The 26,752-nt window shown below is 71.7% G+C and carries 24 protein-coding genes and 1 pseudogene; 11 read left to right on the plus strand and 14 right to left on the minus strand.

All coding sequences use genetic code 11. The features are described from left to right. Positions 1-370: 370 nt before the first annotated feature. Positions 371-1,393 carry a LacI family DNA-binding transcriptional regulator gene (locus ACIGDI_RS14175; protein ID WP_399895339.1) on the minus strand — a complete coding sequence of 341 codons (1,023 nt, stop codon included), beginning with the start codon at positions 1,391-1,393 and terminating at the stop codon, positions 371-373. 220 nt (positions 1,394-1,613) lie between these two features. Between ACIGDI_RS14175 and ACIGDI_RS14180 the strand changes: the two genes are divergently transcribed. Genes ACIGDI_RS14180 through ACIGDI_RS14200 form a run of 5 tightly spaced genes read left to right on the plus strand, consistent with a single transcriptional unit; the run spans position 1,614 to position 8,406 of the window. Beyond that, entirely contained in the window at positions 1,614-3,533 is a 1,920-nt protein-coding gene (locus tag ACIGDI_RS14180; protein ID WP_399895342.1) for a glycoside hydrolase family 127 protein, read from the plus strand. Between the two features lie 53 nt (positions 3,534-3,586). Continuing rightward, positions 3,587-4,813 carry an extracellular solute-binding protein gene (locus tag ACIGDI_RS14185; RefSeq protein WP_399895345.1) on the plus strand — a complete coding sequence of 409 codons (1,227 nt, stop codon included), beginning with the start codon at positions 3,587-3,589 and terminating at the stop codon, positions 4,811-4,813. 7 nt (positions 4,814-4,820) lie between these two features. Continuing rightward, positions 4,821-5,792, plus strand: a complete 972-nt coding sequence (locus tag ACIGDI_RS14190; protein WP_399895348.1) for a carbohydrate ABC transporter permease — start codon at positions 4,821-4,823, stop codon at positions 5,790-5,792. 56 nt (positions 5,793-5,848) lie between these two features. After that, the gene (locus ACIGDI_RS14195; RefSeq protein ID WP_384811192.1) at positions 5,849-6,610 is read left to right on the plus strand and encodes a carbohydrate ABC transporter permease; all 762 of its coding nucleotides are present in this window, start codon (positions 5,849-5,851) and stop codon (positions 6,608-6,610) included. 44 nt (positions 6,611-6,654) lie between these two features. Then, the gene (locus tag ACIGDI_RS14200; protein WP_399895352.1) at positions 6,655-8,406 is read left to right on the plus strand and encodes an RICIN domain-containing protein; all 1,752 of its coding nucleotides are present in this window, start codon (positions 6,655-6,657) and stop codon (positions 8,404-8,406) included. Between the two features lie 73 nt (positions 8,407-8,479). On the opposite strand, the gene ACIGDI_RS14205 is transcribed toward ACIGDI_RS14200, so the two are convergent. Beyond that, positions 8,480-8,953 (minus strand): carboxymuconolactone decarboxylase family protein, encoded by a 474-nt coding sequence (locus tag ACIGDI_RS14205; protein ID WP_399895356.1) that lies wholly within the window; start codon positions 8,951-8,953, stop codon positions 8,480-8,482. Between the two features lie 116 nt (positions 8,954-9,069). After that, the gene (locus tag ACIGDI_RS14210) at positions 9,070-9,765 is read right to left on the minus strand and encodes a type 1 glutamine amidotransferase domain-containing protein (protein ID WP_399895359.1); all 696 of its coding nucleotides are present in this window, start codon (positions 9,763-9,765) and stop codon (positions 9,070-9,072) included. 121 nt (positions 9,766-9,886) lie between these two features. On the opposite strand from ACIGDI_RS14210, the gene ACIGDI_RS14215 reads away from it, so the two are divergent. Continuing rightward, positions 9,887-10,843, plus strand: a complete 957-nt coding sequence (locus tag ACIGDI_RS14215; RefSeq protein ID WP_399895362.1) for a LysR family transcriptional regulator — start codon at positions 9,887-9,889, stop codon at positions 10,841-10,843. A 209-nt stretch (positions 10,844-11,052) separates the two neighbouring features. Here the strand turns inward: ACIGDI_RS14215 and ACIGDI_RS14220 are convergent, their stop codons facing one another. Continuing rightward, positions 11,053-11,913: a fructosamine kinase family protein gene (locus ACIGDI_RS14220; RefSeq protein ID WP_399895365.1), complete on the minus strand. Its 861-nt coding sequence runs from the start codon at positions 11,911-11,913 to the stop codon at positions 11,053-11,055. 200 nt (positions 11,914-12,113) lie between these two features. Here ACIGDI_RS14220 and ACIGDI_RS14225 point away from each other — a divergent pair, with 200 nt between their 5' ends. Beyond that, positions 12,114-12,413, plus strand: a complete 300-nt coding sequence (locus ACIGDI_RS14225) for a hypothetical protein (protein WP_399895368.1) — start codon at positions 12,114-12,116, stop codon at positions 12,411-12,413. 49 nt (positions 12,414-12,462) lie between these two features. Here the strand turns inward: ACIGDI_RS14225 and ACIGDI_RS14230 are convergent, their stop codons facing one another. Beyond that, a complete protein-coding gene (locus ACIGDI_RS14230) occupies positions 12,463-12,975 on the minus strand; it encodes an NUDIX domain-containing protein (protein WP_399895371.1) in 513 nt (170 codons plus the stop codon). 58 nt (positions 12,976-13,033) lie between these two features. Here ACIGDI_RS14230 and ACIGDI_RS14235 point away from each other — a divergent pair, with 58 nt between their 5' ends. Continuing rightward, a complete protein-coding gene (locus ACIGDI_RS14235) occupies positions 13,034-14,719 on the plus strand; it encodes a DapH/DapD/GlmU-related protein (protein ID WP_399895374.1) in 1,686 nt (561 codons plus the stop codon). A gap of 13 nt (positions 14,720-14,732) precedes the next feature. Here ACIGDI_RS14235 and ACIGDI_RS14240 read toward each other — a convergent pair whose 3' ends face one another. Further along, positions 14,733-15,239 carry a MarR family winged helix-turn-helix transcriptional regulator gene (locus ACIGDI_RS14240; RefSeq protein ID WP_399895377.1) on the minus strand — a complete coding sequence of 169 codons (507 nt, stop codon included), beginning with the start codon at positions 15,237-15,239 and terminating at the stop codon, positions 14,733-14,735. A gap of 387 nt (positions 15,240-15,626) precedes the next feature. On the opposite strand from ACIGDI_RS14240, the gene ACIGDI_RS14245 reads away from it, so the two are divergent. Further along, positions 15,627-16,034, plus strand: a complete 408-nt coding sequence (locus ACIGDI_RS14245) for an ATP-binding protein (protein WP_399895380.1) — start codon at positions 15,627-15,629, stop codon at positions 16,032-16,034. A gap of 4 nt (positions 16,035-16,038) precedes the next feature. Here the strand turns inward: ACIGDI_RS14245 and ACIGDI_RS14250 are convergent, their stop codons facing one another. Then, positions 16,039-16,740, minus strand: coding sequence for an SDR family oxidoreductase (locus ACIGDI_RS14250; RefSeq protein WP_399895383.1), 702 nt, complete (start codon positions 16,738-16,740; stop codon positions 16,039-16,041). 157 nt (positions 16,741-16,897) lie between these two features. Continuing rightward, the gene (locus ACIGDI_RS14255) at positions 16,898-17,503 is read right to left on the minus strand and encodes a PadR family transcriptional regulator (protein WP_399895385.1); all 606 of its coding nucleotides are present in this window, start codon (positions 17,501-17,503) and stop codon (positions 16,898-16,900) included. A 192-nt stretch (positions 17,504-17,695) separates the two neighbouring features. Here ACIGDI_RS14255 and ACIGDI_RS14260 point away from each other — a divergent pair, with 192 nt between their 5' ends. Beyond that, positions 17,696-19,069 carry a Tat pathway signal sequence domain protein gene (locus ACIGDI_RS14260; RefSeq protein WP_399895388.1) on the plus strand — a complete coding sequence of 458 codons (1,374 nt, stop codon included), beginning with the start codon at positions 17,696-17,698 and terminating at the stop codon, positions 19,067-19,069. Positions 19,070-19,120: 51 nt separating this feature from the next. Here ACIGDI_RS14260 and ACIGDI_RS14265 read toward each other — a convergent pair whose 3' ends face one another. Further along, a complete protein-coding gene (locus tag ACIGDI_RS14265; RefSeq protein ID WP_399895391.1) occupies positions 19,121-20,221 on the minus strand; it encodes an NAD(P)/FAD-dependent oxidoreductase in 1,101 nt (366 codons plus the stop codon). A 222-nt stretch (positions 20,222-20,443) separates the two neighbouring features. Beyond that, on the minus strand, positions 20,444-21,898 hold the full coding sequence (argG, locus tag ACIGDI_RS14270; protein WP_399897598.1) for an argininosuccinate synthase: 1,455 nt from the start codon (positions 21,896-21,898) through the stop codon (positions 20,444-20,446). Positions 21,899-21,964: 66 nt separating this feature from the next. Between argG and ACIGDI_RS14275 the strand changes: the two are divergent. Then, positions 21,965-22,401: pseudogene (locus ACIGDI_RS14275) on the plus strand (VOC family protein). Positions 22,402-22,405: 4 nt separating this feature from the next. Here the strand turns inward: ACIGDI_RS14275 and ACIGDI_RS14280 are convergent. The 4 genes from ACIGDI_RS14280 to ACIGDI_RS14295 all read right to left on the minus strand — a co-directional run bounded on the left by ACIGDI_RS14280 (position 22,406) and on the right by ACIGDI_RS14295 (position 26,645). Further along, positions 22,406-22,978: a GNAT family N-acetyltransferase gene (locus tag ACIGDI_RS14280; RefSeq protein ID WP_399895394.1), complete on the minus strand. Its 573-nt coding sequence runs from the start codon at positions 22,976-22,978 to the stop codon at positions 22,406-22,408. A gap of 38 nt (positions 22,979-23,016) precedes the next feature. Further along, entirely contained in the window at positions 23,017-24,345 is a 1,329-nt protein-coding gene (locus tag ACIGDI_RS14285) for an enolase C-terminal domain-like protein (protein WP_399895396.1), read from the minus strand. A gap of 41 nt (positions 24,346-24,386) precedes the next feature. Then, entirely contained in the window at positions 24,387-25,724 is a 1,338-nt protein-coding gene (locus ACIGDI_RS14290) for a gluconate:H+ symporter (protein ID WP_399895399.1), read from the minus strand. 156 nt (positions 25,725-25,880) lie between these two features. Beyond that, positions 25,881-26,645: a sulfite exporter TauE/SafE family protein gene (locus ACIGDI_RS14295; protein ID WP_399895402.1), complete on the minus strand. Its 765-nt coding sequence runs from the start codon at positions 26,643-26,645 to the stop codon at positions 25,881-25,883. Positions 26,646-26,752 lie beyond the last annotated feature (107 nt).

The raw sequence follows: 26,752 nt of genomic DNA on the forward strand, positions 1-26,752 counted from the left end.
GGCCCGGCGGAAAGTCCGGACCCCGTATACGCCAGGCCCTGTGCGCACGACCCGGTCAACCAGCGGCGGGCCCGCTCGGCCCGGCGGAAAGTCCGGACCCCGTATACGCCAGGCCCTGTGCGCACGACCCGGTCAACCAGCGGCGGGCCCGCTCGGCCCGGCGGAAAGTCCGGGCCCCGTATATGCCAGGCCCTGTGCGCACGACCGGTCAACCAGCGGCGGGCCCGCTCGGCCCGGCGGAGAGTCCCTGGCCCCGAGCATGCCGGGCGCCGGGCGCTGGGCCTGTGGCCGAGATGCCGACCCCGAGCCCGCCGACATTTCGCCGGGACCACCGCACCGACGCACCCCCGGAACCACCCCGCCGGACGGCTCACGTCGACTCCCTCACCACCAGTCGGCACGGCACCGTGTGGACGCCGGGTGTCGGGCCGGAGTCGATGGCCTCCAGTAGTTTCAGGGCGGCGATGCGGCCGATCTCGGTGAGGTTCATGTCGATCGTGGTGAGGGGCGGGCGGCAGGCCAGGGCCATGGTGTCCCAGTTGTCGTAGCCGACGACGGCGATCCGGCCGGGGACCTCCAGGCCGCGTTCGCGCAGCGCGTCGGCGACGCCCCGGGCTATCTGGTCGTTGCCGCAGAAGAAGGCGTCCGTGTCGGGCGCCGTGCGCAGCACCGCGTCCGCCGCCCGGCGTCCCCACGCCTCGCTCCACTCCCCGAAGTGGACGCGGCCGCCGGAGAGCCGCAGGTCGGAGCGGTCGAGGACGTCGACGGCGTGGCGGGCGCGGTCGCGGGCGGCCGCGTGGTGCTCGGGGCCGGTGACATGCGCGATCCGGGTGCGCCCGGTGGCGATCAGGTGCTCGACGGCGAGCTGTGCGCCGCCCCGGTCGTCCGAGGCGACCGAGGTGTCGGACGGGTCGGTGGACGGCGAGAGGGCGTAGACGATCGGAATGCCGTCGACGCCGCTCATTGGCGGACGGGCGTCGGTGCGGCGGCCGGTGACGATGATGCCGTCGACCCGCCGGTCCATGAGGTTGCGCAGGTGGTGCTGTTCCCGGATGGTGTCGCCCCGGGTGTCGCACAGCAGCACGGAGATCTTCCCGGCTCCGAGCGCGTCCTCCGCGCCCAGCAGGACGGGCGTGCTGAAGCGGCCGATGCCGTCGGTCGTCATCAGCCCGACCGTCCAGCTCCGGCCGGTGTGCAGGCTCTGCGCGTGCTGGTTGGGCCGGAAGCCGAGCTGCTCCACGGCGTCCAGCACCCGCTGCCGGGTCTCCGGACGCATCCGGCCGCTGCCGCTCAACGCCTTGGAGGCCGTGCCCACGCTGACACCGGCGAGCGCGGCGACGTCGGCGAGCTTCGCCCGGCCTGCGGAAGGGGAACGGGGAGCGGCTTCAGTCACGGGCAATCCTTTTCTCAGTCGCGGTGTCCGACGGGTCGACCGCGGCCCATGGTCGCAGGCGGCCGCACCGAGTGCCAGTCCTTGGGAAACAAGAGAAATCCTACGCAGGAGGCTTGACCGGGGTCCTCCGCCTCCCCTCTACTCTTCGACGAGGAAAACGGTTGCTCAAATCGTTGTCCTGTCGCTGTGTCGCTCCCCCGCCTTCCACCTCCGGAGAGCCATGCCCCGCACCCCCTCCGCCCAGCACCCCGCCGGCCCGATCCGGCTGGGCCCCGACGCCCGTGCCGCGCTGCGCCCCGCCACGGCCGAAGTGGCCGACGGCTTCTGGCAGTCGCGTCGCGAGGTCAACGCCGGCACGTCCATCCCGCAGGGCCCCGGCCTGCTGGAGTCCGCCGGCAACCTGCACAACCTGCGGCTCGCGGCGGGCACGGCCGAGGGCGAGTTCCAGGGTGCGTACCCGTTCGTGGACACGGACGTGTACAAGTGGCTGGAGGCCGCGGCCTGGCAGCTGGCCCAGGGCCGGTCGGCGGAGCTGGAGGCGGACGTCGACCGGATCGTCTCCCTGGTCGCCGCCGCCCAGCAGCCCGACGGCTACCTCAACACCTGGTTCCAGCTGGTCAAGGGCGGCGAGCGCTACCAGGACCTGCGCTGGGGCCACGAACTGTACTGCGCGGGCCACCTCGTCCAGGCCGCCGTCGCGCACCACCGGGCCACCGGACGCAGCGAACTCCTCGACGTGGCGGTGAAGTTCGCCGACCACATCGACTCCGTCTTCGGACCGCCCGGCAGCGGCAAGGAGATCGACGGCATCGACGGCCATCCCGAGGTGGAGACCGCCCTGGTCGAGCTGTACCGGGAGACCGGCGAGCGCCGCTATCTCGACCTGGCCGGTTACTTCGTCGACCGGCACGGTCACGGACTGCTCGGCGGCGAGGCCTACTGCCAGGACCGGGTGCCGGTACGCGACGCGGACAACGTCGAGGGCCATGCCGTACGGCAGTTGTACCTGCTGGCCGCCGTCGCAGACCTGGCCACCGAGACCGGCGAGGCCGAACTGCGGTCGGCCGCCGAACGGTTGTGGCACGCCATGACCGCCACCAAGACGCATCTCACCGGCGGCCTCGGCGCCCACCACGACTGGGAGGACTTCGGCGACCCCTACGAGCTGCCCAACGAGCGCGCCTACTGCGAGACCTGCGCCGCGATCGCCTCGATCCAGTGGAGCTGGCGCATGGCCCTGCTCACCGGCGAGGCCCGCTACTCCGACCTGGTCGAGCGAACGCTCTTCAACGGCTTCCTGGCCGGTGTCTCGCGGGACGGCGAGCGCTGGCTGTACGTCAACCCGCTGCAGGTCCGCGACGGTCACACCGACCCGGGCGGCGACCAGTCCGCGCGCCGCACCCGCTGGTTCCGCTGCGCCTGCTGCCCGCCGAACGTGATGCGCCTGCTGGCCGGCCTGGAGCACTATCTCGCCTCGGGCGACCACGACGGCCTGCAGATCCACCAGTACGTCACCGGCCGCTACACCTCCGGTCCGATCGTCGTGCGGGCCGAGACCGACTATCCCTGGGACGGCACGGTCGCCCTCACCGTCGAGGGCACGCCCACCGACCGTCCCTGGACGCTGTCCCTGCGCATCCCGCAGTGGTGCCGCGACTTCCGGGTGCGGTGCGGTCAGGAGACGTACGACCGCGCGGCGGACGACGGCTGGCTGCGGCTGGAGCGGACCTGGGCGCCCGGCGACCGGGTCGTGCTGGAGCTCTCGATGGAGCCCCGGCTGACGGCGGCCGACCCGCGGGTGGACGCCGTACGCGGCTGCGTGGCGATCGAACGCGGGCCGCTCGTCCACTGCCTGGAGCAGGTCGACCATCCCGGCGGCGGTCTGGACGACATCGTCCTGGACACCTCCCGCCCCCTCGCCGTGAAGCACCGGCCGGACCTGCTCGGCGGCGTCACCACCGTGGTGGCCGCCGGGCGGCGGCGCCGCACCCCCGACCGGGGCTGGTGGCCGTACGCCTCCGCCGACACCGCGACCGCCCCCGAACCCGACGGCGAGCCCGTCGAGTTGACCGCGATCCCCTACTACGCCTGGGCCAACCGCGAGGACGGCAGCATGCGCGTCTGGCTCCCCACCTCCTGACACCCGCCCTACGACAACGAGGTCACCCCGTGATACCCACCCGCCGTACCCTCATGGCAGCGCTCGCCGCCGTCGGCACACTCGCCTCCCTCACCGCCTGCGGAGGGGGTTCCAGCTCCTCCTCGGACTCCTCGTCGGGGGGATCGAAGGGGACGTACGCCTTCTGGGACCCCTACCCCCAGTTCAACGCCTCCTCGGCCTGGGGCAGGCTCGTGACCTCGTGCGGGACCAAGGCCGGGGTGAAGCTCAAGCGGACCGCCTACGACACCACCGACCTGGGCAACAAGGCGCTGCTGGCCGCCCAGCAGGGCAACGCGCCGGACGTGATGCTCGTCGACAACCCGGTCGTCTCCACGCTGGTGGAGGCCGGGATCCTCAACAAGACGAGCGACCTCGGCCTGGACACGAAGTCGATCCAGAAGAACATCATCGGCGCGGGCACCCTCGACGGCGCCTCCTACGGTGTGCCGATCGGCGCCAACACCCTGGCCCTCTACTACAACAAGAAGGTCCTCTCCGCCGCCGGCGTCGACCCCGCGTCCGTCAAGGACTGGAACTCCCTCACGGCCGCGCTGAAGAAGGTCAAGGGGGCCGGCAAGAAGGGCATCACGTTCTCGGCGATCAACACCGAGGAGGGCAGCTTCCAGTTCCTGCCCTGGTTCTGGGGCGCGGGCGGTGATCTGACGAAGCTCGACTCCGCCAAGGGAGTCGCCGCGCTGTCCCTGTGGAAGCAGTGGGTCGACTCGGGATACGCGCCCAAGGACGTCCTGCAGAACACGCAGACCACCAGCTGGCAGGAGTTCGCCACCGGCGACTACGCGTTCGGCGAGAACGGCACGTGGCAGCTGGGCAACGCGGAGAAGACGGGCTTCGACTACGGCATCGTCAACATCCCGGCGCAGAACGGCGGTTCGGCGCCGGTGCCGACCGGCGGGGAGTTCGTGACCGTGCCCGTGCAGAAGGACACCGGGCGCTACGACGTCAGCAAGAAGATCGTGACGTGTCTGACCAGCGACGCCAACCTGCTGCCGACCGACACGACGCTGCAGTACATCGCGCCCACGGCCGCCGTCCAGGCCGAACAGGTCAAGCAGAACCCGAAGCTCAAGCCGTGGGTGGACGCGGTGGCCGCGGCCCGTGGCCGGACCAGCGGCGGGCTCGGCACCAAGTACCCGACGATCTCCCAGCCGATGTGGACCGCAGTCCAGGGGGCGCTGTCGGGCGGCAAGAGCCCGCAGGACGCCCTGGCCACCGCCCAGCAGAGCGCGCAGAAGGGCTAGGACCGGCATGACCATCGCCCGGGTCGACCGTCCGCGGCGGGCACCGGCCGCCGCGGCGGGGGCGAGTGGCGCCGACGCGCCGTCCCTGCGCCGCCGTCACCGGCGCAGGAGCCGCCTGACCGCGCTCGCCTTCGTCACGCCCCTGCTCGCCTACCTCGCCGCCTTCTACGTCTACCCGCTCTACCGCAACCTCGACCTGAGCCTGCGCGACTACACCGTGCGGTCGTTCGTGGCGGGCGACGCGCCGTTCTCCGGCTGGCACAACTTCCGTACGGTGCTGGACGATCCGACGTTCGGCCCGGCGATGCGGCACACGATGGTCTTCACCTTCGTGTCGATCGCCTTCCAGTACGCCATCGGGCTCGCCCTCGCGGTCTTCTTCAACCGCCACTTCCGGCTCGCGCCCACCCTGCGCGCGCTGTTCCTGATCCCGTGGCTGCTGCCGCTGATCGTGTCGGCGTCGACGTGGTCGTGGATGTTCAACAGCGAGTCGGGGGTGGTGAACTACCTCCTGCACTTCCTCGGCGTGGGCCAGGTCGGCTGGCTGACCTCGCCGGACTGGGCGCTGACGTCGGTGATCGTCGCCAACATCTGGATCGGCATCCCGTTCAACCTGGTGATCCTCTACAGCGGGTTGCAGAACATCCCGGCCGAGCTGTACGAGGCGGCGTCCCTGGACGGGGCGAGCGCCTGGCAGCAGTTCCGCCGGATCACCTTCCCGCTGCTGCGCCCGGTGTCGGCGATCACCCTGCTGCTCGGGCTGGTGTACACGCTGAAGGTGTTCGACCTGATCTGGATCATGACCAAGGGCGGTCCGGGCGACGCCTCCTCGACCCTGGCGACGTGGTCGTACCAGCTCGGATTCGGCACCCTGCTGCCCAAGTTCGGCCCGGGGGCCGCGGTCGGCAACATCCTCATCCTCATCGCACTCGTCTTCGGGCTGCTGTACATCCGCGTCCAGAGGAGGCAGGAAGCGTGAAGTCCCCTTCCACCGGCCGCCGTCACACCGTCATCGGGGTCGTCCTCACCGCGCTCATGCTGTTCCCGGTGTACTGGATGGTGAACGTCTCGCTCACCCCGCAGCAGGACATGCGCAAGGATCCGCCCGACCTGTTGCCGCTGCACCCCACCTTCGAGGGCTACCGGGCCGTCCTGGACGACCAGTTGCCGTACTTGGGCACCAGCCTGCTCATCGGCCTGGGCACCGTCGCCCTGACCCTCGTCCTCGCGGCCCCGGCCGGGTACTCGCTGGCGAAGCTCCGCCCGCGCGGGGGCGGCGGCCTGGGACTGGCCCTGCTGATCGCACAGATGGTCCCCGGGATCGTCATGGCGATGGGCTTCTACGGCATCTTCCTGGACCTCGGTCTGCTCAACTCCTGGTGGGGGCTGATCATCGCGGACTCCACCATCGCCGTGCCGTTCGGCGTCATGATCTTCACGGCGTTCATGTCGGGCATCCCCGGCGAGCTCATCGCCGCCTCCCGGATCGACGGCGCCGGCACCTTCCGCACGTTCTGGTCGGTCGTGCTGCCGGTCAGCCGCAACGCCCTGGTCACCGTGTCCCTGTTCAGCTTCCTGTGGGCATGGTCCGACTTCGTCTTCGCCAACACCCTCGACGGCGGCGGCGATCTGCGGCCGATCACCCTCGGCATCTACAAGTACATCGGCAACAACAACCAGGAGTGGAACGCGATCATGGCCACCGCCGTCGTCGCGTCCGTCCCCGCAGCCGTCCTGCTGGTCCTCGCACAGCGCTATGTGGCCGCGGGCGTGACCGCGGGCGCCGTGAAGGACTGACGCCCGCATTCCCCTCACCCTTCCTCCCCGAGGAGATCCTTGTCATGAGCCGCACAAGACCGCCCGTTCCCGCACGTCTGACGGCCGTCCTCGGCGCCGCCGCCATGACTGCGGCCGCCCTCGCCACCGCCGCTCCGGCACAGGCGGCCCCCACGTCCTCGACCACACTGGTCGTGAACGCCGCCCAGACCCTGCGCCCGGTCACCCATGTGGCCAGCGGCGGCCTCTACGGTCTGGCCGACGCGAGCACCCCGGCCGACAGCCTGGTCACCCCGCTCAAGCCGAACACCTTCGTCCAGATGGCGCCGGGCGGCTCCCAACTGCCCAACGGCGAGCCCAGGCCGGCCGGTGACGCCCTGGTGGTGGCCGCCAAGGCGGCCAAGGCGGGCGCCAAGGTGGTCGTGCGGATGCCGGACTGGTATCCGAACTTCCCCTACAAATGGGTGAGCTGGAGCGACTGGCTGTCCGCGGTGGACAAGCAGGTCGCCTCCGTGCAGTCCTCCGGCGCCACGAACATCGCCGCGTACGAGCTGTGGAACGAGCCCGACTGGACCTGGGACACCACCAACGCGGGCGCGTTCGACGCCGGCTGGGCACGGACGTACAAGGAGGTCCGCGCGAAGGACACCAAGACGCCGATCCAGGGCCCGAGTCACTCGGCCTGGAACCAGTCCTGGATGAGCACCTTCCTCACCGACGCCAAGGCGAGCGGCACGGTGCCGGACATCATCGCCTGGCACGAGCTGCAGGGTTCGCAGAACATCGCCGCGCACGTCTCCGCCTACCGCGCCATGGAGTCGAGCCTCGGCATCAGCCCGCGGCCGATCGCGATCGAGGAGTACGGCACCACGAGCGAGGTCGGCGTGCCCGGACCGCTGGTCGGCTATGTCGCCAAGTTCGAGCGGGCCGGCGTCCACGACGCCGAGCTGGCCTTCTGGAACCACTACGGCACCCTCGGCGACACCCTGACCGACACCGGCGCCTCCCCGAACGGCTCGTACTGGCTCTACAAGTGGTACGGCGACATGTCCGGGAACATGCTCGTCACCACGCCTCCGGCGCAGACGGGCATCGACGGCTTCGCCTCCCTCAACGGCTCGGGCAACCAGATCAGCGTCGTCACCGGCGGCTGCACCGGCTCGTGCGCGGTCACCGTCAACGGACTGTCCTCACTGTCGGCCTTCGGCTCTACCGTGCACGTCAAGCTGGAGTACACCCCGTCCAAGGGCCGTACGACAGCGCTCTCCGGGCCGATCACCGTCTCGGACGCCAACTACCCGGTGGCCAACGGGTCCATCACCGTGCCCGTCACGATGAACGCCTCCGACGGCTACCACCTGGTGATCACCCCCAGCGGTACCGCGACCTCGCTGGCCGGGCGTTACCAGATCACCAACAAGAACAGCGGACTGGCACTGGACACCAGCGCGGCGGGCACCGCGCAGGGCACCGCCGTCGTCCAGGCCGCCTCCACCACCGGCACCGACCAGAACTGGACCCTGGTGGCCGCCGGAAACGGGCTGTACAAGATCCAGCAGCAGGCGAGCGGTCTGCTCCTGGGGATCACCAACATGAGCACCGGTGACGGCGGAACCGCGGTGATCTGGGGTGACAACGGCACGGCCGACCACCTGTGGCAGCTCATCCCGGACGGCAGCGGCTACTACAAGATCGCCAACTACAACAGCGGTCTGCTGTTCGGCGTGAACAACATGAGCACCGCCTCCGGCGCCCAGGTCCTGCAGTGGACCGACAACGGCACGGCCGACCACCTGTGGAGGCTCACCTCCCGCTGAGCCGGGCCGGGGTGGCCGGTCGAAGGCCCGACGCCGAGCGCGCGGTTCGCACGCTCGGCGTCGGGGTCCGCCGTCAGCCGAACTGGCCGGGCTGGTAGTCGCCGGCCGGCTGCTGCACGAGGACGTTGAACCGGTTGTACATGTTGATCAGGGCGATGGCGGCGACCAGGGCCGCCAGCTGGTCCTCGTCGTACTGCTTGGCGGCATTGGCCCACACCTCGTCCGGGACGCCGCCGGCCGCGTCGGCGATCCGGGTGCCCTGCTCCGTCAGCTCCAGGGCGGCCCGCTCGGCCTCGGTGAACACCTTGGCCTCGCGCCAGGCCGCCACCAGGTTGAGCCGCTGCTGCGTCTCCCCGGCGGCCAGGGCGTCCTTGGTGTGCATGTCGGTGCAGAAGCCGCAGCCGTTGATCTGGCTGGCGCGGAGCTTCACCAGTTCCTGCGTCGCGGCCGGCAGCGTGGACTCGGAGAGCGCCCGGCCCGCGGAGTTGACGTACCGGAAGATCTTGGCGGCAACCGGGTTCTCGAAGAGGTTGAGGCGAGCTTCCATGGTCCGCTCCTGTGTCGTCGTCGTTGGTTACACCTCATTGACGGAGCAGCCCGACGGGATGTGACAGGACGGAATGTGACCTGCGCCTCACCAAATGGAGCCCGGACGGTTGCGGTTCAGCCGAGCGCCTTCAGCAGTTCGGCCGCGAGCGGGGCGGAGGACGCCGGGTTCTGGCCGGTGACCAGGTTGCGGTCGACGACGACGTTCGGCACCCACGGCTCGCCTGCCTGCACCTGCACGCCCGCCTCGGTCAGCCGGTCCTGCAGCAGCCACTTGGCCTTGTCGGCGAAGCCGGCCTGCGTCTCCTCGGCGTTGGTGAACGCCGCCACCCGGTACCCGGCGAAGGTGTTGGCGCCGTCCGCGCCGGTGGCCGCGAGCAGGGCGGCCGGGGCGTGGCAGACGACCCCGAGGGGCTTGCCGGACTCCAGGGCGAGGGTCAGGAGCCTGCCGGAGTCGGCGTCGACGGCGAGGTCCTCCATGGGGCCGTGGCCGCCGGGGTAGAAGACGGCGGCGTAGTCGTCGAGGTCGACGTCCTCCAGCCGGATCGGGTGCCGCAGCTCGTCCGCCGCGTCGAGCACCCCGGCGATCCGGTCGGCGTTCTCCTGGCCGCCGTTCACCTCGGCCGCGAGGCTGCCCTTGTCCACGGTCGGCACCACGCCGCCCGGGGTGGCCACGACGATCTCGTGACCGGCGGCCTTGAACGCCTCGTAGGGGGCGACGGCCTCCTCGGCCCAGAAGCCGGTGGGGTGCTTGGTGCCGTCGGCCAGCGTCCAGTGGTCGGCGCCGGTCATCACGAACAGGATCTTCGACATGGTGTCTCTCTCGATGGTCGCCGGTGGTGGCCGCGCCGGCCCCGCGCGAGCGGATCGCCGGCACGGCGATGTACCCGACCGTAACCTCCCGCACCCATTGGATTCCAATAGGCTCATACATATGAGGCATAGGGAGACCAATGGCCGGGAGGGATCGGAGCAGGCGGGCGCGGCGGCGCTGGACCTGAACCTGCTGCGCACCTTCCTGGCCGTCTACCGCACCGGTTCCTTCACGGCCGCGGCCCGCCTGCTCGGACTGTCGCAGCCGACCGTCACCACGCAGGTACGCACGCTGGAACGGCAGTTGGGCCGGGAGCTGTTCGAGCGGCAGGCCCGCGGGGCCTCCCCCGTCCCCTACGCCGACGAGCTCGCCTCCCGCGTCGTGGGCCCCCTGGACTCCCTCGCCACGGTCACCGGCCCGGGCGGCGCCGGCGAGCACCGGCCGCCGGAGCCGGTACACCTGGCCGGGCCGAACGAACTGCTCACCCGTTGCGTCCTGCCGGGTCTCGCGCCCCTGGTCGCCCAGGGGGTACGACTGCGGGTCACGCCCGGACTGACCGAGCCGCTCCTCGACGAGCTGCGCGCGGGCCGCTACGACCTGGTGATCGCGACCTGGCGGCCGCGGGGCCGCGCCCTGGCGGCGACACCCCTCATGGACGAGGAGTTCGTGCTGGTCGCCTCCCCCGCGTGGGCGGAGCGCGTCGGCGGCCCGGCCCGCGTCGCCGCCGACGGCCCGGCGGCCCTGCACGGCGTCCCGCTGATCGCGTACGCCGAGGACCTGCCGATCGTCCGCCGCTACTGGCGCCATGTCTTCGGCCGGCGGCTGGTGCGGCAGGCCGCGGTCACGGTGCCCGACCTGCACGCGGTCAGGGCGGCGGTCCTCGGCGGTACGGGCTTCACGGTCCTCCCGCGCTACCTGTGCGCCGCCGAACTCGCCTCCGGCGCACTGGTCCTGCTGCACGACCCGGACGACCCCCCGATCAACACCGGCTTCCTGGTACAGCGCCCCGGCGCCTCGGCCAACCCGCACGTGGACCTCGTACGCGACCATCTGCTGCGGGCGGCACGGGATTGGTGAACCCCGTGGGCTGGGGCGGGGGCCGGACGGTCGACGGCCGGTGCTCGACGCGGACCCGGTGAATGCCACGGCCTCGGCGAGTGGCCGGACAGTCGGCGGTCGACGCGGATTCGCGGTCAGCGCGTGCGATCGGCACGGGATTGGTGAACACCGCGACTTCGCCCCAGGGGCCGGACGGCCGACAGCCGGCGCGCGCCGCGAGTCTGCGGTCATCGCGACAGTGCCGCGCGTGCCGTCGCCAGTGCCTGCTCGGCGTAACCGCGCCCGAACAGCACCGCGTGCACCAGGAGCGGGAACAGCTGGTGCAGTCCGATGCGGTCCCGCCAGCCCTCGGCGAGGGGCGCGGCCCGTCGGTAGCCGTCGAGGACGTCGTCCAGGTGGGGGCAGCCGAAGAGGTGGAGCATCGCCAGGTCGGTCTCCCGGTGGCCGCCGTGCGCTGCCGGGTCGATGAGCCAGGCGTGGCCGTCGGCGCCCCACAGCACGTTGCCGTTCCACAGGTCGCCGTGCAGGCGGGCGGGCGACTCGGCGGGGCCGGCGAGTTCGGGCAGCCGTTCGCAGACGCGTTCCACCACGGCCGACTCGGCGGGGCGGATCGTGCCGTCGTCGACGGCGGAGCGCAGATACGGCAGTACACGGTGCTCGGCGTACCAGCGGGGCCAGTCGGTGCCGGAGGCGTTGCGCATGGGGGCCAGGCCGATGTACGCGTCCACGGGGCCGTCCGGCGGCGGCGCGCCGAACGCGGGGGCGCCGGCGGCGTGCAGAGCGGCCAGTTCACCTCCCAGCGCCCGCGCCGCCGCGGCGGTCGGCCGACCCCGCGGGACCAGGTCGGTGACCAGCCAGTCCTCGTCGTGTCCCCGCACCTCGGGCACCCGGACCGCGTCGGCCTCGGCGAGCCAGCGCAGTCCGGCCGCCTCGGCACGTACGGCGCCGGGCGCGTCGCCGCGCTTGACGACGACCGACTGCCCGCCGTCGAGGCCGACCTCGGTGAGCGCCCCCGACAGCCGCCGCTCGCTGCGCGCCGCGCACCCGGTGAACCGCGCCGCGACCGCGCCCGGCCCGGGGCCGCTCATGCGACGGCTCCGCACAGCGCCACGGCCTCGACGCCGACGGGTGGCGTCCGGACCAGGAGCAGGTGTTCCACGCGGGGGCTGAAGTGACGCACGGGCTCCAGCGTACGGACAGGCCCCGCCGGGGAGGGTCAGCCGTGCCGGTGGTCATGGACTGCCCGGTCACGGGTACCCGTAGCGGTGAAAGACCTCATCGTGAGGAGATGACTCGGATGCTGTTCATCGGACTGCTCCTCCTCGGAGCCACCGGTGCCTTCACCGCCTTGGTGATCGCCGGAAACCTGTCCGGGGGACCCGAGTACACCGTGTCGGTGCTGGGTCACCACATCGCCACGATGAACACGCTCGCCGTCTTCTGCTCCGGCCTGGCGCTGGCGCTCATCTTCTGTCTGGCCCTGGCCATGCTGAGCGGGTCGACCCACCGCCGACGCCGCAGGCGGGCGTACGGTCCGGAGGAGACCACCCACCTCGACGAGATGATGGGCGGGGACGCACGCGCCTGAGGGAAGAGGACGGCGGCCTCCCAGCCACGGTGCCGAGTGCCCCGCGGCTCTACCGCCTCGGCATCCGCCGCGCGCACTCCCGCATCCTGAGCCGGTCCTCGGCGAACCAGCCCTGCCAGGGCGCGTCCAACGCATGCCAGGCCGCCGGCTGGCCCTCCTCGGGGGTCAGTGCGGTGTGCCGGTCGAGGACTTCGAGGAACGTGATCCCCGCCGTGGCCGCCCAGCCGGGGCGGTAGGAGCGCACGGTGACGGCCGCGGGCACGGGATGCAGGTCGGTCCGCACCCCGGTCTCCTCGAACAGCTCACGTCGTGCCGCCTCGCGAGGTGTCTCCCCCGGGTCCACGCTGCCGCCCGGCGGCACCCAGCCCCGCCACCGGTGCCGTACCAGAAGGACATGGGTCAGCGTCGAGTCGAAGGCCCACACCTCGCAGGCGAGCGGTCCCTCCAGCTCCGCTCCGGGGCGCAGCAGCCATTCCAGGGCGTCGTCGTACGCGGTCAACGCCTGCCGCGCGTCGGTGATCGCGGCACGCAGGGTGCGGGGGTCGATACGGTGACGGGTCACCGCAGGAGCGTAGGGCCTGCTCTTCCGTGCGGGCGCCGCGCTGCCTAGCGTGCGGTGCATGGATCTTCAACAGCCGCCCTCGGTACGGCATTTCGACCACTGCCCCTGGCTGTTCGGCGAGGCCGCGACCGACGAGCAGCGGCAGGCGCAGCGCGAACGGCAGCGGGCGCTCGGCGGGGACACCGTGATCGGCGAGCGCTGTTACGTCGCCGAGTCCGCGGCGGTCTTCCCGGACCGGCTGCGTCTGGGCGACGACTCGTACATCGCCGCGCACGCCTACGTCACCGGGGAGTTGACCACCGGCACGGACTGCACGCTCAACCCCTTCACCACCGTGCGCGGCACGGTCGCCCTGGGCGCCGGTGTGCGGATCGGCGCGCACACCTCGCTGCTCGGTTTCAACCACTCGATGGCCCCCGACCGCCCGGTCTTCCGGCAGCCGCACACCAGCCGCGGGATCAAGGTGGGCGACGATGTGTGGATCGGTTCGCACGTGGTCGTGGTGGACGGCGTCACCATCGGCGACCACTGCGTGATCGGGGCGGGAGCGGTGGTCACCAAGGACCTCCCGCCCTGGACGGTGGCCGCCGGAAACCCGGCCCGTCCCCTGCGCGACCGCCGTGACGTCCCCACCGCCGCTCCGGCCCGCCGCGACCCGCTGGCCCGGTTCGCCGACACCGCCCGCGCACAGGCGCCCGAGGTCATCGCCCGCTGCTGGGACGGCGCCCGCTACGTCGACCGCCCCGGCGCGGCACCGACCGTGCGGGCGCACTGCGACGCCGTCGAGATCGCCGACCTGCTGCTGGGAACGGCACCCGGGCAGCTGACCGCCGACGAGCACGTCCGGCGGCTGGCCGGGGCCCAGGACCCGGACACCGGTCTGGTGCAGGAGTTCGGCGAACCGCTTTCGGAGCCGGCGGAGGACGGCTTCACCGGCGAGGGCGCCGCCCTCTACCACATCCTGTCGGTGGGATACGCGCTCGACCTGCTGGGCTCGTCCTTCCCTCATCCGGTGCGCGGAGTACGGGACATGACGGCGCGTCAGCTCATGACGCGTTTGGCGGGGCTGGCGTGGCGGGACGGCGCGTGGGGCGCCGGGGCGTGGGTCGACGCCTGGGCCACCGCCGCGCACTGGAATCTGCGGCAGGCGGGGGACGACGGCGGCGGGGCGGTGGAGGCGCTGTTCGGCCGGCTGCTCGGCAGTGTCGACCCGTGGACGGGGATGTGGGGCAGTCCCTCGCCCGTTGAGGGACGGTTGCAGGTGGTCAACGGCTACTACCGGCTGACGCGCGGCTCGTTCGCGCAGTTCGGGCTGCCGGTGCCGCACCCGGAGCGGGTCGTTGACACGGTGCTGGACCATGCCCGCGACCCGCGCCACTTCGGCCCGGGCCGGGAGAACGCCTGCAATGTGCTGGACGTCGCCCACCCGCTGTGGCTGTGCGCGCGCCAGCTCGGTACGGGCATCGGCGGCGACGGGTACCGTACGGCCGAGATACGGGCGTGGGCGGAGCGGCAGTTGGCCGCGGTCCTGCCGCGCTGGCGGGACGGGCAGGGGTTCGGCTTCGGCCCCGCCGGTCCCGCGGGGCCCGGGCCGGAGCCGGGGTTGCAGGGCACCGAGATGTGGCTCGCCATCGTCTGGTACCTGGCGGATCTGCTGGGCCGGTCCGAGGAACTCGGCTACCGCCCAAGGGGCGTTCACCGTCCGGAGCCGGCCCGCACGGGCCTGGGGCCGAATGGCGGCTGAGGGCCCCGGGGGCTCAGCGGCGCCGCCACGGCAGCGTCGCCGGGTCCGTCCCGGCGTTCTCGGCGCGGTGCAGGGCATCGCTGATGGCCTCGCCGATCTCCGCGAACTGCCGGACCTGTTCCGGTGTCAGGGCGTCGAACACCGCCTGCCGGACGGCCTCCACATGGCCGGGCGCGGCCCGCTCCAGCAGGGCCCGCCCCTCGCTCGTGAGGACGGCGAGCTGGCCGCGGCCGTCGGCGGGGTCCTCGCGCCGGTCCACCAGGCCGGCCTCCCGTAGCCGGTTCACGGCGTGGGTGAGCCGACTGCGGGTGATCTTCAGCCGTTGGGCCAGGTCGGACATGCCGAGGGCGCCGTCGGACGCCGAGGAGAGGTGGACCAGCAGGCTGTAGTCGGCGTGCGTCACACCGGCGTCCCGCCGCAGCTGCCGGTTCAGATGGTCGGCGAGCAGGGTGGAGAAGTCGACGTAGGCCAGCCAGGCCCGTCGCTCCTCGGCGTCGAGCCAGCGCGGCGTCACGGACATGCGCTCACTCTAGCCAGCCCGCGTTTGAATTTTCACTCACAGCTCCGGAGCCCGTCGCCCGAACGACGCACGCCTTTGAACCCGCGCGAGTCGGCCATTCTGACCACGCGCCGACGACTCCCGCCACCTCAGCCCGACCGACGGCACCCACACCGCCGCCGTCCGGCTCCCCACCACGCGAAACACCCTCTGACCTGCGCGTCTCGACGACCACAACGATCTCTTACTCGTCGGCCACGGGGAGGCGCTCCAGAGGGTTCAGGTATTTCACCGAAGGTCCGGAACTGGCCGGATTCCTTTGCGCGTCGTGGGCGCGGTGACGTTGATCTGCCACTGTGCGCTCTTCCAGTGGGGGGCTTTTCGGTGGCGATCGAGGAGGGGACGCTCGTGCTGAGACGTGAGGCCTTGCGGCTGCCCAGGCATCCGGCTTCGGTCGGTTTGGCCCGGCACCAGGTCCGGCAGCATCTGGCCACATGGGGGTACGCCGAGGACGACGCGCTCACGGAGGACGTCGTGCTGCTGGCCTCCGAGCTGGCCGCCAACGTCGTCCGGCACGGTCCCATCCTGCAGCGGGAGTTCGAGCTGTCGGTGACGGCGCGGGCGGACGGCTCGTGCCTCATCGCCGTCTCCGACGCGAGCCCCGCGCAGCCCGTCCTGCAGGCCGAGCAGGGTGCGGACGACGAGCGCGGCCACGGTCTGCACCTGGTCGACCAGGTGGCGCGGACGTGGGGCGTACGGCACCGGGGGCGGCACGGCAAGACCGTGTGGGCGCTGGTGGGCGACGCCGCCCCCTGAGGCGCTACTGCACCAACTGGGGGTAGAGCGCCGCGAGTTCGCCCGACAGGCCGGCCTTCACCTGACGCGACAGGTCGTCGGCCAGCACCTCGTACGCGCCGCTCTCGATGCCGTCGAGGGCGAGCGCGGCGACGTCACGGGCGGCGGACTTGGGCGCGTCGATGCGTGCGGTGAGGTCGGTGTCCACGTATCCGACGTGCAGACCGGTCACCTCGATGCCGCGCGGCTGCAGCTCCAGGCGCAGGGAGTTGGTCTGCTGCCACAGGGCGGCCTTCGTCGCGCTGTAGGAGCCGGCGTTGCCCAGCCAGGACAGCACGGAGTGGACGTTGAGGACGTGTCCGCCGCCGTTGCGCTCGATGACCGGCACGAAGGCGCGGGTGACCAGCAGGGGCCCGTAGAAGTTGATCTCGAACTCGCGGCGCACGTCGTCCACCGGGGTGGTCAGGAAGGGGCCGCCGACGGAGACTCCGGCGTTATTGACCAGGACGGTGACGTCCTGGGCCTGCGCCGCGGCGGCCGCCACGGACTGCGGGTCGGTGACCTCCAGCGCCAGGGGTACGGCGTCGGGGTGCGTCACCGTGCGCGGGTCGCGGGCCGTGGCGTACACCTTCCCGGCGCCACGCGCGTACAGCTCCTCCACCAGCGCCTTGCCGATGCCCCGGCTGCCGCCGGTGACGAGAACGACAGCGTCCTTGATCGCGGTCATGACTGACTCCCCAAGCTCGATGATCTCGGTAAACCGATCGGTTTCCGCTTACTGTAAACCGATCGGTTTCCAAGTCTCAAGGCAGACCGGTGAGCCGACGGTCACACCTTGACCGTCGGCTGTCCGCAAAGGGGCGTGGGTGTGCCCTAGACCCTGCTCACGGGCGGGCGTCGGCGCGCGTCTGCGACCGACGGAGCGTCTGCGCGCGTCCGTCGAGCCTCCGCAGAGCCGTCTCCCCCCACTGCACGTTGGCGTGCTCCAGCGCCAAGCCGCCCAGGAGCGTGAGGTAGGGGCCGATGCGTTCGGCGTGGGCGAAGTACTCGTCCTCGTCCCGGCCGTCGAGCAGCCGCTCCCGCAGCCGCTCGTACCGGCCGAGCTTGGCCTCGGCCCGCTCGACGCGCTCGGCGATCGCGGCCCGTACGGCGTCGACGGCGTCGGCATCGGCGATGTCGACGCACTGCACCTTGACCATCAACTCGTCGCGGATCGCCAGCGGCTTGGCCGGGGCGGCGAGGACGTAGTCGCGCAGGACCGCGTAGCCGGCCTCGGTGAGCGAGAACAGCCGTTTGTTGGGGCGCCGTTCCTGGTGGACGACCCGCGCCGAGACGAGCCCCTCGCTCTCCATGCGCTCGAGCTCCCGGTACAGCTGCTGCGGCGTCGCCATCCAGAAGTTGGCGACCGAGGCCTCGAAGCCCTTGGCGAGGTCGTAGCCGGACGCCTCGCCCTCCAGGAGTGCGGCCATCACCGCGTTGCGCAATGCCATCGGCCCAAATTACACCGCGTTGACTAATCAACACGGCGACCGGTCGGCGCGGGCGCACACGCCGATGAGCCGGCCGCCCAACTGGTTTCGGCACGCCAGGCGTTGACCAAACACCACCCCCACAGCACAATGAGCGCGCATCTTTGAGAGCGCTCTCAAGAGCTGCTCGTTCCCACACCCCCGAGGAGACCCATGACCGGCAGCCAAGGCCCTGGACCGAGCCGACGCGCGCTCATCGGCACCGGACTCGGCGTCGGCGCCGCGGTCCTCACCACGGGCGGGACGGCGACGGCGGCGGACCGCACGCCCTCCGCCGCGCGCCGGGCGTCCGCCTTCCTTGCCGCCGCCATGGACGCCTACCCGCTGCACGGCACGGTCCGGCTGGCCCAGAGCTACACCGACCAGGCCGGCCTGTTCAGCACCGCGTTCACCTACGACAACGCGCTCGTGATCCTCGCGAACCTCGCCACCGGCACGGCCGACGGCCGCTCCCGGGCGGTGGCGCTGGGCGACGCGCTGCTCTACGCCCAGGCGCACGATCCCGCCCACGACGACGGCAGACTGCGGCAGGCCTACAACGTCGGGCCGTACACCTTCTACGACGGTTCGGCGCAGCCGGACGGTTTCGTGCGGGCGGACGGAACGGCCAACGTGGGCACCCAGTTCGGCTTCACCGGCACCGCCGTCGGCGACATGGCGTGGGCCGGTATCGCGCTGAGCACCCTCGCCGGACGGACCGGCCGGCGGCGTTTCCTCACGGGTGCCGTGCGGATCGGCGAGTGGATCGAGCGCGTCGGCCGCACCGACGAGCCGCTCGGCGGCTACAAGTTCGGCGTGAACGGCGCCGACGAGAAGCTGCCCTTCACCTCCACCGAGCACAACACCGACCTGGTCGGCCTGTTCGGCCGGCTCGCCCGGCTGACCGGGGACAAGGTGTGGCTCGAACGGCGCTCGCGGGCCGCGGCCTTCGTGCGCCGGATGTGGGAGCCGTCCGGCGGGTTCTTCTACACCGGCACGAACGACGGTGTGACGATCAACAAGTCGCCGGTCCCCGAGGACACCCAGACCTGGACCCACCTCGCCCTCTCCTCCCCCGCCCACTCCCGTTCGCTGGACTGGGCCGCGACCGAACTCGCCGTCCGGGACGGCGCCGACCGCCCCAACAGCACGGTGCCGCAGGGGCAGTCGTACGAGGGCGTCACGTTCAGCTCGGCCAGTCTGGCGGCGAACGAGGACGCCCCCATCGCCTCGGGGCAGCCCAAGCCCGACCGCAACGCCGTCTGGTTCGAGGGGACCGCCCACCTGGCGCTGGCCCTGCGCTGTCGCCGGGCCCCCGGTGACGGGGCGCGGGCCCGCCGGCTGCTCGCCTCGATCGAGCGCGCGCAGGATCTGCTCGGCGGCGGCCAGACCCTCGGCGGGACGGCCGTGGCTCGGGGCTCGGGCGTCGTCTCGGCGAGCAGCCCGCTCGACACCGGTTTCGGTTTCGGCTACTACCCCTACCGGCACACGGGCGCCACGGCCTGGTACCTGCTGGCGGCGGCGCGCGCGAACCCGCTGTCGGCCTGAGCGACGGTGCCGCACGTCAGGCGTCAGGCGTCAGGCGTCAGGCGTCAGGCGTCAGGCGGTGTAGCCGAGCTGGCGCCTCATGTACGGCGTCATGAGGGTCTTCGCCTTGGCCAGGACGGAGGTCCGGGCGCCGAGGACGGCGTTCGCACCCGGCACCGGCAGGATGGTCAGCCCGTCGCCCGCGCCGAACGGCACGATGACGGGGGTGCGGTGGACGGGCCGGTAGAGGCGGGGTTCCCTGCGGTGCCGGCCGGCGCTGTTGAGGTAGGTGCGGATGTTCCAGGCGGCGAGGTCGGCCTGGGCGAGCGCGGCCGGGGTGATCTTGAGTTCGGTGGCGTCGTTGACGTCACCGACCGCGAACACGTCCCGCCGCCCGTCGACCCGGAGGGAGCGGTCGACCTTGACGTGCCCGGCCGAGTTGAGCCAGTCGCCGTGGCCGCCGAGCCGCAGCCAGAGGGTGTTGGGCGTGGTGCCGGTGGCCCAGAAGGAGAGGTCGGCGGCGATGATGTTGCCGCGTGCGTCGCGATAGGTGCCGAAGTCGTTGCCGGGCGACATGAAGGAGTCGAGCCTTACCTCCACGTCGTGCGCCTCCAGCCAGGCCCGCGCCCGGCGTCCGGCGCGCTCGACGCCGGTGTTGTGCAGGAGTTCGGTGCCGGAGTGGGCGAGGGTGATCCGGACGTCGGGCCGGGCCAGGCGTATCTCGGCGCTGAGTTCGACCCCGGAGGGCCCGCCGCCGACGACCAGGACGTGTTCGGCGCCGGCGATCTTCTGCTGGTGCCCGGCGAACGTCTTGAGGGTCTCCTCGGTGGTGGTCCCGGTGAAGCGGGCCGGTTCGGGGTAGTCGGCGCCGGTGGCGATCACGACCACGTCGTACGGCAGCCGCTCCCCCGTGGCCAGTACGACCTGACGCTCGGCGGTGTCGATCCGAAGGGCCTTGCCCACCACCACCCGGCCGTTGGCCAGCAGCCGGTCGTAGGGGATGAAGGGGGTCACCGACCACTCGGGGCGCACACCGGCCCGCAGCGAGGCGATGCGGTGGAAGAAGACGTCCTTGCGGTCCACCAGGGTGACCCGCGCGGTCGCGTCCAGTCGTCTGGCCAGGCGGACGCCCGCGTAGCCGCCGCCGATCACCACTATGTCGCTGTCGTGCACAACGACTCTCCTGTGCCTGCTCGTGGGGAAGCGAGCAGCCGGACGCGTGGGGCTTCCTCGGCCACTCGGACTGGCGACGAGCGTAGCGCTTGAACTCTAAAGCTTCCATGGAGGCATGTGCGCATTGTGTGAAGCGTGGCAGGGCCCCGCGCGCCCCGCACCTGCGCCGAAGGCCGGCCCGACGCCTTTCGGCGCGGGCCGGCCCTCCTCAGCGTTCCGCGGTCAGTCCGTGCCGGACTCCATCGCGGCGCGGTCCAGCAGCGCCTCGTCCTCGGAGACCTCGCCGCGGGAGGCGATGGCCTCGGCGCCGCCCTCGGGCAGCTCCGGCATGGTGCCGATGAGCCCGGTCGCGGCGGCCTGGGAGGCGCCGATGGTGGGGCTGCCGGTGCCGATCAGGCCGAGACCGACGTACTGCTCAAGCTTGGCGCGGGAGTCGGCGATGTCGAGGTTGCGCATGGTCAGCTGGCCGATGCGGTCGACCGGGCCGAACGCGGAGTCCTCGGTGCGCTCCATCGACAGCTTGTCCGGGTGGTAGCTGAACGCCGGGCCCGTGGTGTCGAGGATCGAGTAGTCCTCGCCGCGCCGCAGCCGCAGGGTGACCTCACCGGTGATCGCCGAGCCGACCCAGCGCTGCAGCGACTCACGGATCATCAGCGCCTGCGGGTCCAGCCAGCGGCCCTCGTACATCAGCCGGCCGAGGCGGCGGCCCTCGTTGTGGTACTGGGCGAGGGTGTCCTCGTTGTGGATGGCGTTGACCAGGCGCTCGTAGGCCGCGTGCAGCAGGGCCATGCCGGGGGCCTCGTAGATGCCGCGGCTCTTGGCCTCGATGATGCGGTTCTCGATCTGGTCGGACATGCCCAGGCCGTGCCGGCCGCCGATGGCGTTGGCCTCCATCACCAGGTCAACGGCGGACGCGAACTCCTTGCCGTTGATCGTCACCGGGCGGCCCTGGTCGAAGCCGATCGTCACGTCCTCGGGTGCGATCTCGACTACGGGGTCCCAGAACCGGACGCCCATGATGGGCTCCACGGTCTCGATGCCGGTGTCCAGGTGCTCAAGCGTCTTGGCCTCGTGGGTGGCGCCCCAGATGTTGGCGTCGGTGGAGTACGCCTTCTCCGTGCTGTCGCGGTAGGGCAGCTTGTGCGCGACCAGCCACTCCGACATCTCCTTGCGGCCGCCGAGCTCGGTCACGAAGTGCGCGTCCAGCCACGGCTTGTAGATCCGCAGGTTGGGGTTGGCGAGCAGGCCGTAGCGGTAGAACCGCTCGATGTCGTTGCCCTTGAAGGTCGAGCCGTCGCCCCAGATCTGGACGTCGTCCTCCAGCATGGCCCGCACCAGGAGCGTGCCGGTGACGGCACGGCCGAGCGGGGTGGTGTTGAAGTAGGCCCGACCGCCGGAGCGGATGTGGAACGCGCCGCAGGTGAGCGCGGCCAGGCCCTCCTCGACCAGCGCGGCACGGCAGTCGACCAGGCGCGCGATCTCGGCACCGTAGTTCTTCGCGCGACCGGGCACCGAGGCGATGTCGGGCTCGTCGTACTGGCCGATGTCGGCGGTGTAGGTGCACGGGACGGCGCCCTTGTCGCGCATCCAGGCGACCGCGACGGAGGTGTCGAGGCCGCCGGAGAAGGCGATACCGACGCGCTCGCCGGCGGGCAGGGAGGTGAGGACCTTGGACATAGGAAGAGTATGCATGATGGCGCATGGTCATGCAAAGCCGGATTGCGGAACCGATACGGTCCGGTCATGGCAGCCAGAATCGATCTGACCCTCGACTGCGCGGACGCCCTGCTCCTGGCCCGCTTCTGGAAGACGGCGCTCGGCTATGTGGACGAGCCCCCGCCCCCGCCCTTCGCGACCCGGGAGGAGTGGCTGGCCCAGTTCGACCTCCCGGAGGACGAGTCGGCGGACGACGGCGCGTGGCTGTGCGACCCCGACGGCACCGGTCCCCGCCTGTCCATCCTCAAGGTGCCCGAGCCCAAGACGGCGAAGAACCGGCTCCACATCGACATCCGGGTGCCGGGGCACGGCGAACCGGAGGAGCGATGGGCGCGGATCAGGGCGGAGGCCGGGCGGCTGGTGGCGGCCGGCGGGCGCGTCCTTGAGGAGTTCAAGGGCACCACATCGTGATGGCCGACCCGGAGGGCAACGAGTTCTGCGTCGCCGCCGCGTCCCCGGGCTGATCACTCACCGCAGGTCGAGCCGCATCAGCACCCGGGGCCGGCCGGCCGGCACCGAGGTGGTGTCGGCGGCGTGGACGAACCCGGCGCGCTCGAAGTTCGCGCGGATCCCGGCGTAGGCCATGGTGGTGTCCACCCGGCCGCCGCCGCTGTCGAGGGGATAGGCCTCGATCGCCGGTGCGCCCTGGGCGCGGGCGAAGTCGACCGCTCCGGCGATGAGGGCGTGCGAGACGCCCTGTCCGCGGTGGCCCGGGCTGACCCGGATGCACCACAGCGACCAGACCGGCAGGTCGTCGACGTGGGGGATCGTCCGGCTGCGCGCGTAGGAGGTGGCCGCGCGTGGGGCGACGGCGGCCCAGCCGACCGGTTCGTCACCGTCGTAGGCGAGCACACCCGGCGGCGGAGAGATACGGCACAGTTCGGCGACGTACTCCCCGCGGGCCGGCCCGCGAAGCGCGCGGTCGAGCTTCGCCGGGATGCCGTGACTCAGGCACCAACAGACGGTGGCGCCAGGGGACTTGGGGCCCAGCACCGTACGGACGTCCGCGAAGGCCGATGCCGGGCGCACCTCGAAGGTCATGCCACCACGGTGCCACGGGCCGCCGGTCCGCGCTCCGTTCAGCGCACCAGGCAGGGGCGTTTGGGGTCGAACTCCCAGTCCTCCACCAGATAGCGCATGCCGATCGCGTCGTCGCGGCCCGACAGCGCCTTCGCCCGGTAGAGCTCGTGGGCCGCCATCAGCCGGTCGGGGTCGAGGCGGAGGCCCAGGCCCGGGGTGTCGGGGACGGCGACCTCGCCGCCGACGATGCGCGGCGGTTCGACGGTGAGCCGCTCCTGCCCCTCCTGCCAGATCCAGTGCGTGTCCAGCGCGTTGTACTCGCCGGGGGCCGCTGCGCCGCAGTGGGCCATCATCGCGAGCGAGATGTCGAAATGGTTGTTGGAGTGGCAGCCCCAGGTCAGGCCCGTCTCGTGGCACAGCTGGGCCACGCGCACCGACCCCTGCATGGTCCAGAAGTGCGGGTCGGCGAGCGGGATGGACACGGACTGCAGGGCCAGGGCGTGGGTGAGCTGACGCCAGTCGGTGGCGATCATGTTGGTGGCCGTGGGCAGTCCGGTGGCGCGGCGGAACTCCGCGAGGATCTCGCGGCCGGAGTAGCCGTCCTCGGCGCCGCACGGGTCCTCGGCGTAGGCGAGGGTACCCAGGAGGGGCCGGCACAGGTCGACGGCCTCGCGCAGCGACCAGGCGCCGTTGGGGTCGAGCGTGATCCGGGCCTCGGGGAAGCGGTCCTTCAGCGCCCGTACGGTCCCGACCTCCTCGGCGCCGGGCAGGACGCCGCCCTTGAGCTTGAAGTCCCGGAAGCCGTAATGGTCGTAGGCGGCCTCGGCCTGGCGGACGATCGCCTCCGGGGTGAGCGCCTCCTCGCGCCGGACGCGGTACCACTCGACGTCCGCGTCGGGTTCGCGCAGGTAGTCCAGGTCGGTGCGGTCGGGGTCGCCGACATGGAAGAGGTAGCCGAGGACCCGTACCGCGTCGCGCTGCCTGCCTTCGCCGAGCAGGGCGGCGACCGGCACTTCAAGATGCTGCCCGAGCAGGTCCAGCAGCGCCGACTCGACGGCGGTGACGGCGTGGACGGTGGTGCGCAGGTCGAAGGTCTGGGCGCCGCGGCCCCCGGCGTCGCGGTCGGCGAAGGCCGCCCGCACGGTGTTCAGGACGCGGTTGTGGTCGCCGAGGCGCGCACCGACGACCAGCGGCTCGGCCTCGCGCAGGGTCCGGGTGATCTTTTCGCCGCCGGGCACCTCGCCGAGGCCGGTGCGGCCCTCGGAGTCCTCCATGACGACGACGTTGCGGGTGAAGCAAGGGGCGTGGGCGCCGGAGAGGTTGAGGAGCATGGAGTCGCGTCCGGCGACCGGGTAGACGGAGAACTTCGTGACGACGGGTTGGCTCATGGGGTGAACTGCCGTTCTGCGATGAGGGTTCGGGCGGGCGGTCAGACCTGCAGGGCGTCCAGCACTTGCTCCAGGACCAGGACACCACCGAGGCCGAGGACGGCGAGGACCGTGGTGTACGTGGTGCGTGCCTTGATCGCGTCGACGACCGACAGGTTGAAGTACTCCTTGAACATCCAGAAGCCCGGGTCGTTGACGTGGGAGAAGGCGATCGAGCCGCAGGAGACGGCGAGCACCATGACCTCGGGGTGGACGCCGCTGCCGGCGAGCAGGGGCAGCGCCACGCCGGAGGCGGTGACGACGGCGACGGTCGCCGAGCCCAGGGCCACGCGCAGGATGGCGGCGATCAGCCAGGCCAGGATGAGGGGCGAGATGGACCAGTGCTCGGTGGAGTCCTTGATGTAGTCGGAGATGCCGCCCTCGACGAGGACGTTCTTGAAGGCGCCGCCGGCGCCGATGACGAGCAGGATCATCGCCATCGCCTGGGCGGCCTCCCGGCAGGAGGTGGCGACCTCGGCGAGGCTGCGGCCGATGCGCGGGCCGAGCGCCCACACCGCGAGGCAGAGGGTGAGCAGCAGGGCGATCGGGGCGGAGCCGATGAAGGCGACGAAGTGCAGCAGCGGACTCGACCCGGAGGTGGCGAGGTCGGTCACCGCGGCACCGGCGATCAGCACGACGGGCAGCAGGGCGACCGCGAGCGACCAGCCCATGCCGGGCATCTCGTCCTCCTCGAAGACGCGCTCGCTGACCAGCCCCTTGGGGACCTCGGGGTGCATCGCGCGGACGAAGGGCAGGCGCGGCCAGGTCAGGGCGATGAGCGCGCCGACCGGGACGGCGATGAACAGGCCGTAGAACAGGGTCAGTCCGACCGAGGCGTGGAAGGTGGCGGCCACCGCGGTCGGGCCGGGGTGCGGCGGCAGGAAGCTGTGCATGGTGGACAGGGCTATGGACATGGGCAGTCCGACCCACAGCAGGTTGGAGCGGGTGACGCGGACGAGGGTGAAGGCGACCGGCACGATGATGACGAAGGCGACCTCGTAGAACATCGTCACGCCGATGAGCATGGCGGTCAGCACCATGGCCACCTGCACCCAGCGCGGGCCGCACGCGTCGAGGAGCCGGGTGGCTATCCGCTGGGCCGCGCCGGAGTCCCCCATCACCCGTCCGACCATGGCGCCGAGCCCGATGGTGAGCATCGTGTCGCCGATCTGGCCGCCGATGCCCTCGGCGAGGACGTCGGAGATCTTCTCCAGGGGGATGCCCTGGACCAGGGCCACACCCACGGCCACGAGGAGCAGGGCGGCGAAGCCGTTGAGTCTGAACTTCGTCATCAGCAAAAGCAGGACCAGCACGCTGATTCCGACCACGACGAGCGGCATGCGTCAGTTCTCCTTTGAACTGCCAACGAGGAGAGCAGGGTTCACTCTTTCGAATGGCATCCCTGTATGGGGACATCGTCTACATATGAGGACGGAGGCTAGGTTGATCGACATGCCGTGGTCAATGGGTGTGCACGTGTCAATGCGGTACGGCGGTCAGCCGGTCCGCAGCCACAGCGAGACGGCCAGCCCCAGCCCGGCCAACGCGATGGCGATCCGCAACGGCCTCTCGGGCAGCCGCCGTACGACGACCGGACCCACGCGGCTGCCGACCAGGCACCCCAGACCGAGAGCCGCCGCGGCCCGCCAGTCGACGGGGGCGAGGAAGGCGTAGGCGATCGCGGCGGTGACGTTGGCCGCTCCGGTGGCGATGTTCTTCACGGCGTTGGTCACGCGCAGCGGCTCGTCCGCGGACAGGGACAGCACCGCCAGCATCAGTACGCCGGACGCGGCGCCGAAGTAGCCGCCGTAGAGCCCGACGAGCAGTACCGCGCAGGTCAGCGGCAGCGCCGTGCGCAGGCCTCCGCCCTCCGCCAGGCGTCCCTCGGTCAGCCGGCGCAGCGGTTCGCGGACCAGGATGAGCACCGACCCCAGGGCGATCAGCCAGGGCACGACCCGTTCGAACGCGGACGACGGGGTGCCCAGCAGCAGTGCCGCGCCGACCGAGCCGCCGACGGCCGCCAGGAGCGCCAGGCGGGCGAGCCTGCGGCCCTGCCCGCGCAGTTCCTCGCGCGAACCGGCCGCGGTTCCGGCGGTGTTGAAGAACAGGGCCACCGTGTTGGTGACGTTGGCGGACACCGGCGGCAGGCCGGCGGCCAGCAGTGCCGGGTAACTGAAGAGCGAGGCGAGACCGGCGATCGACCCCGCCAGTCCGGAGGCGATGCCCGCCACGGCGAGCAGCAGGGCGGAGCCGGCGGACACGGAGGGTTCCCTTCCGGAAGCTGACGCGGACGCCTCACCCTCCCCCACGCCCGTTCCGCATACAAGACACTGTCTACATACAGAGACAGTGGCCCATCATCGGGCGG

Origin of the sequence: Streptomyces sp. NPDC085900 (assembly GCF_044540925.1) — a bacterium.
Taxonomy (GTDB): domain Bacteria; phylum Actinomycetota; class Actinomycetes; order Streptomycetales; family Streptomycetaceae; genus Streptomyces; species Streptomyces gilvifuscus.

Excerpts from the sequence above, each read along its gene's own strand:
- ACIGDI_RS14205 (WP_399895356.1), bottom strand. The coding sequence starts at position 8,953 with ATGGAAGCTCGCCTCAACCTCTTCGAGAACCCGGTTGCCGCCAAGATC.
- ACIGDI_RS14255 (WP_399895385.1), bottom strand. The coding sequence starts at position 17,503 with ATGGCATTGCGCAACGCGGTGATGGCCGCACTCCTGGAGGGCGAGGCG.
- ACIGDI_RS14240 (WP_399895377.1), bottom strand. The coding sequence starts at position 15,239 with ATGTCCGTGACGCCGCGCTGGCTCGACGCCGAGGAGCGACGGGCCTGG.
- ACIGDI_RS14215 (WP_399895362.1), top strand. The coding sequence starts at position 9,887 with ATGAGGCATAGGGAGACCAATGGCCGGGAGGGATCGGAGCAGGCGGGC.
- ACIGDI_RS14280 (WP_399895394.1), bottom strand. The coding sequence starts at position 22,978 with ATGACCTTCGAGGTGCGCCCGGCATCGGCCTTCGCGGACGTCCGTACG.
- ACIGDI_RS14200 (WP_399895352.1), top strand. The coding sequence starts at position 6,655 with ATGAGCCGCACAAGACCGCCCGTTCCCGCACGTCTGACGGCCGTCCTC.
- ACIGDI_RS14195 (WP_384811192.1), top strand. The coding sequence starts at position 5,849 with ATGCTGTTCCCGGTGTACTGGATGGTGAACGTCTCGCTCACCCCGCAG.
- ACIGDI_RS14220 (WP_399895365.1), bottom strand. The coding sequence starts at position 11,913 with ATGAGCGGCCCCGGGCCGGGCGCGGTCGCGGCGCGGTTCACCGGGTGC.
- ACIGDI_RS14185 (WP_399895345.1), top strand. The coding sequence starts at position 3,587 with ATGGCAGCGCTCGCCGCCGTCGGCACACTCGCCTCCCTCACCGCCTGC.
- ACIGDI_RS14210 (WP_399895359.1), bottom strand. The coding sequence starts at position 9,765 with ATGTCGAAGATCCTGTTCGTGATGACCGGCGCCGACCACTGGACGCTG.
- ACIGDI_RS14290 (WP_399895399.1), bottom strand. The coding sequence starts at position 25,724 with ATGCCGCTCGTCGTGGTCGGAATCAGCGTGCTGGTCCTGCTTTTGCTG.
- ACIGDI_RS14190 (WP_399895348.1), top strand. The coding sequence starts at position 4,821 with ATGACCATCGCCCGGGTCGACCGTCCGCGGCGGGCACCGGCCGCCGCG.
- ACIGDI_RS14180 (WP_399895342.1), top strand. The coding sequence starts at position 1,614 with ATGCCCCGCACCCCCTCCGCCCAGCACCCCGCCGGCCCGATCCGGCTG.
- ACIGDI_RS14235 (WP_399895374.1), top strand. The coding sequence starts at position 13,034 with ATGGATCTTCAACAGCCGCCCTCGGTACGGCATTTCGACCACTGCCCC.
- ACIGDI_RS14260 (WP_399895388.1), top strand. The coding sequence starts at position 17,696 with ATGACCGGCAGCCAAGGCCCTGGACCGAGCCGACGCGCGCTCATCGGC.
- ACIGDI_RS14225 (WP_399895368.1), top strand. The coding sequence starts at position 12,114 with ATGACTCGGATGCTGTTCATCGGACTGCTCCTCCTCGGAGCCACCGGT.
- argG (WP_399897598.1), bottom strand. The coding sequence starts at position 21,898 with ATGTCCAAGGTCCTCACCTCCCTGCCCGCCGGCGAGCGCGTCGGTATC.
- ACIGDI_RS14250 (WP_399895383.1), bottom strand. The coding sequence starts at position 16,740 with ATGACCGCGATCAAGGACGCTGTCGTTCTCGTCACCGGCGGCAGCCGG.
- ACIGDI_RS14285 (WP_399895396.1), bottom strand. The coding sequence starts at position 24,345 with ATGAGCCAACCCGTCGTCACGAAGTTCTCCGTCTACCCGGTCGCCGGA.